The following is a 270-nucleotide window of genomic DNA, read 5'->3' as shown; positions in this document are numbered from 1 at the left end:
AAGTTAAACTAACTTTTAAAACTAAGGAAAGGGTATATGAAATCATATCAAATTTTGCAATGTTTCTTTCCTGTGCTCTACTCATTAATAAATTATGCAACAATTGATTAATTGTTAGCAGCATAAATGTAGGAAAAAGAGCGCATAATACTAATGTTATATTCTCTTCAACACCTAACAATTTATCAGAAAAAATTAATAATAAAAAAGTTTCACCATAAAAATAAACGATAGGAAATGAAATCAAGGTAGCTAAGCACACTACAGCAA

Annotated in this window: 1 protein-coding gene; it reads right to left on the bottom strand. The window is 27.0% G+C overall.

All coding sequences use genetic code 11. The features are described 5' to 3' along the window. The coding region (locus AAEY99_RS21460; RefSeq protein WP_351011981.1) for a hypothetical protein at nucleotides 1–270 on the bottom strand (270 nt) is incomplete at both ends.

It is taken from the genome of Shewanella sp. S1-58-MNA-CIBAN-0166, assembly GCF_040310085.1.
Lineage (GTDB): Bacteria > Pseudomonadota > Gammaproteobacteria > Enterobacterales > Shewanellaceae > Shewanella.
Note: the sequence above shows the minus strand (reverse complement) of the source record. Positions and strands in the feature narration are given on the sequence as shown.